4 protein-coding genes are annotated in these 4,035 nt (G+C 31.1%); 1 reads left to right on the top strand and 3 read right to left on the bottom strand.

Annotated features, from left to right (window positions below):
• A partial coding sequence (locus F6K13_RS22065; RefSeq protein WP_353735696.1) for a radical SAM protein occupies positions 1 to 265 on the bottom strand: 265 nt, incomplete at its 3' end.
• Positions 266 to 533: 268 nt separating this feature from the next.
• Here F6K13_RS22065 and F6K13_RS22060 point away from each other — a divergent pair.
• Positions 534 to 680, top strand: coding sequence for a hypothetical protein (locus tag F6K13_RS22060; protein WP_161564360.1), 147 nt, complete (start codon positions 534 to 536; stop codon positions 678 to 680).
• A gap of 1,672 nt (positions 681 to 2,352) precedes the next feature.
• On the opposite strand, the gene F6K13_RS22055 is transcribed toward F6K13_RS22060, so the two are convergent.
• Both F6K13_RS22055 and F6K13_RS22050 read right to left on the bottom strand, forming a co-directional pair.
• Entirely contained in the window at positions 2,353 to 2,814 is a 462-nt protein-coding gene (locus tag F6K13_RS22055) for a DUF2267 domain-containing protein (protein WP_124143616.1), read from the bottom strand.
• Between the two features lie 153 nt (positions 2,815 to 2,967).
• A complete protein-coding gene (locus F6K13_RS22050) occupies positions 2,968 to 3,225 on the bottom strand; it encodes a hypothetical protein (protein WP_124143617.1) in 258 nt (85 codons plus the stop codon).
• Positions 3,226 to 4,035 lie beyond the last annotated feature (810 nt).

The raw sequence follows: 4,035 nt of genomic DNA, 5'->3' as shown, positions 1-4,035 counted from the left end.
ATTGTTTAAAACCATAATTCATTTCCGGTGCACCGCCAGTCAAGTCAACTGTTTGAATTTGAGGAAATCTATTAATTAGTTCAATTAATTGTTCACAAATTTCTGGGGAAAGTTCTTCTGTTCGTTTCGGACTCGCTTCAACATGACAATGGGTACAGGCAAGATTACAACGTTTGCCAAGGTTAATTTGTAAAACAGTAATTTTTTTCTTAGTTAAGGTTTTATCAAGTTTGGTTTTGAAAGGTGTAAAAGCTGTCTGAATCATTGTTATTATTTAATAATAAGGAGTTTAAAAAATTGTGATCTATTTTTTTTACAGATAAGTATTGATTGAAGTAAATTTGATATTTACATTTTTATGATTTTTTTCATCATTATATTTTGATTAATGATATTAATTTTAATAATTAATTACCACTTTTCTAAAATGGCTAGGCATCTATTTTTTCAATAACTTTTGTACTCCTTTACTATAGTTTAAATCAAGTTTTTCATTAACAATTGTATTTACCGCTTCCTCGCACTAATTAACTTTGACTAAAGTAGGTTATGAGGTCAGTGCTACAGATAGCTATTCTATTTTTTTTGTAGATGTTTGTTTAAGAATTTTTACCAGTACAGAGATTTTTACTAGGGTCAGAGTTTTGGGCGATCGCTCCACTTGTATTATACCAATTTGAAAAAAGAATGTTACGAATAATAAGTGCGATAAAAATATTTTACAGTAAATGTTCCTTTGACAAAAAAGATAATTTACACTCTAAAAATGGTATTAAAGCCATTCATTATGACTCCTGACTCCTGACTTCCCCTCCTGGGAGGGGCGCGCGGGTGGGTTGACTCCTAATAAATAGCCTAGCTATTTGTAGCAAACATTTATCAAATTGGTATTAGTATTTGATTCAATAGTTGGTTTAGAGTTAGGAAAACAATCATTAGTTATTCCTACACTCAAATATAACAGTAATAGCAAATGTCATAAAATAGTGATGTTTGATAAAATTCAATTTATAGATTTTTTAATTTAATTATTAATTACAGACATTTATAATTAAATCTAGATAAACTGAGTCTAACCTGAGAAATAATTAAGAAATAGGCGAGGATATATAAGTATCTGTGGTTTAAGTTAGAGAGTCAGGAGTCGGCATAAAAGCAAATTATTTAATAGTTTGGCAGGTAATTTTGTCAATAATTTAAGGTTTAAAACTTCTCTTTTACTTTGTCACTAGCTGTCGCCCTACAATATAAAAAAATTCTTTTAGTAAATCTTGTTCTTTTCAAAATAAATAATTAATCATTATTTATTTTTGAATATTAGCACCTTTTTTTAATTTTGCATGACTGCCCTGATAATCCTAAAATTTATACAATTTTATCCGCCAATTTTTTGGAGAGTGAGAGTAAGTTTTTTAATATTCAATCTGGGATAGATAAAAAATAAAAATGTCATTGTTTTATCCAGATTTTTAACATTTGCTTTAATACTAAATTCAGAAAATGTAGTTGCGTCTCTCTTGGTGGATTGGATATGGGGAGGAGACCATTCCCTACAGGACGCTGACGCGTTAACGTAGTTGTGCGCTATCAAAGCTATCCTACCCCTCGGGAAGCTCCACTTTTTCCTAGGCCATGCTCCGCAAAGATGTCGCGCAGCGTTAACGCAGTTGTGCGCCAGCAAAACAACCGCTTAATCTATATTTTTGGCCTTAAGTCTAAAATTTTCTCACTCGCAGATATTGTAAATATTGAAATAGGTAGTTTATCGGATTGGAGAAGTTATTTTTAAGCATGATTTTCAGCTTTTTTTTTGTAGCATTCTTTTTTCAAATTGGTATAAGACCTCTACGCTTATTTAAGGAAATTAGTGGTGCGCCTTTGTGACAGGTATGAAACCCGCATTCTTCGAATTTTAACACAGTTCCTCCGTAGGAGGCTAACTGAGTCAAAATCTCAAAAATTATTTTATGGAAAGGGTAGTTTTTGTGATTAGCAGGATTTTGTTTTGATCGAGTATAAGATTAAATTTAATCCTTGTATTTACGATGATTAAAGATTAGGAAGAAGGATGAAAGCTAGAAAGAAGTTAATTAAAATTATCAGCAAATCTTTGCGAACTGAAGATGATGATATATAGCTGTCCTAAATAGATTTTGAACAAATTTTAGTTATCTAAATACTGAGGGTTAATTCTCTTGATATATAGCTAATGTTCATATTCTATCTAGGATAGCTATAGCAGTGCTGAAAATTAAAAAAAATCTTTTCTATTCCTTCTTTATTCCTCCTTTCCTAAAAAATACTGCACTAACAAACCTAGTTATTTTAAAGAGTGGAAAAAATATTAATCTCCTAAGCTTCGTTCCACATAACCTTAACTTTATCTGGCATGAAATTAGCTATTTCTTGAATTCTTTCTGGAGAAAGTTCTTCCTTTGTCGCAGAAAAAACAGCTTTAATTACAGTTTCCGGTGCTATTCCTTTAGGAACACCTGATTCTTGATTCACTCGGAAAATAAAAGTATCACCATCAAATGTAAGTGGTGGTCGAATTTTACTCAGAAAAGCAACAAGTGGATTATTATCTTTCCAAAGTTCTGCTATTTCATCTGGGTCTGGTTTTTCACTACCAGAATTTAAATCTGAAGCTACCTGATTAGATGCTTCTGTTGTCATTAAATCTCGCATTGTACGAAAGACAATAACACTAATATCTCTGGCATCGTAAATATCTGGTAATCCTGCCTGAGTTTGAACTTTCTGAAGAAAAGGCACAAATTTTTCATCTACAGGAACTTGTTGAGAATCTGTCATAATTAAATCCCTAAATATTATTAGATTATTAGATATTATCACATAGGTAAATACAAAAAAATAACTACTCAGGTAGTTTTTATCTACTCACTAATATGTTTGCCATCTAGATAGATAATAATTGAGATAGAATTGAGATAGAGCAGTCGCTTTTTAGTTTCCTAGATTTATTGGTTGTTGACTGGGGGGAGTTGTAAATCCAGTTTTATCAAGAATATAAACAACTCCAACCGATAAAATTGCTCCTACGATTAATCCAATTGCTATTAATACTAAAATAAACCGCTCCAGCATTACCTTAGTTTCAGGATTATAAGATTCTATAACTTCCATTTCGTCATTTTGGTCGTTTTTATTTTCTTCTGACTCAACTGAATAATTATCTAAAGGTTGAAAATTTGAATTAGGCATTTTATTCATTCATGGGTAATGGATAATTGGTAATAGCTCAAACACCCTCAAAATTTATGAAATGGTAGGTTTGTAGAACTGGATATAGTTATGGTATCTTATCATAACTGATTAGAAGAAGTAAGAAGGAAGAGATAAAAAGGAAAAAGGAAAAATCTTACTTTGTCTGAATTTTCAGCTTTTGATAAGCCTTAACCTTTCTTTCGACTGCTATGTATCAAAAGTTTTGGCAGTTCAAAAGTGGTTAAATATCAAGAATATTAGAACTATTCCCAACGTGGTAATTTCAGTTATCAGTTAACAGTTATCAGTTATCAGTATCTCTGCAATCAGGAGGCTTTAAATAAGAAATATTCTCTTTTTTTTATTCCCTTAAAAGGGGAGGCGCATACCCACAATTTCTCGGTAAATATGTAGCAATATTCTAAAATTGGGGCGGGCATTGCATCAGAATAATACCATTTTTAACGCATTATTGTTAAATATCCTTGAGAGTAGGGAGTAGGGCGAAAAGAAATAAGATATTTTGCTTTAATACCGATAATCGCATGCAAACATTACTGAAGCATTATTATCACTTAATAACTGAATTCGCATATAAACTATAGCATTATTTTTGGGAATTGGTATAATGTATTAAATTTCATATAGAGATTAAATGATTTTCCAATTTTTTTTTAAAGGATAAAGTCTTCCTAAAAAGATGGGAAATTCACTGACGAAGAGTATGATTAAAGCGTTCAATATAAGGGTGCATCTCAATTTTGAATAAAGCCAAAAATTTATCGCTTTTAGGCAACAGGCAACAGA

The sequence above is a fragment of the Okeania sp. SIO2B9 genome, from assembly GCF_010672505.1.
GTDB lineage: Bacteria > Cyanobacteriota > Cyanobacteriia > Cyanobacteriales > Microcoleaceae > Okeania > Okeania hirsuta.
This window is presented reverse-complemented; position numbering and strand designations above follow the sequence as displayed.

Bases quoted from the DNA above. Each gene is read 5' to 3' on its own strand.
- F6K13_RS22050 (WP_124143617.1), bottom strand. From the start codon at position 3,225: ATGCCTAATTCAAATTTTCAACCTTTAGATAATTATTCAGTTGAGTCA.
- F6K13_RS22055 (WP_124143616.1), bottom strand. From the start codon at position 2,814: ATGACAGATTCTCAACAAGTTCCTGTAGATGAAAAATTTGTGCCTTTT.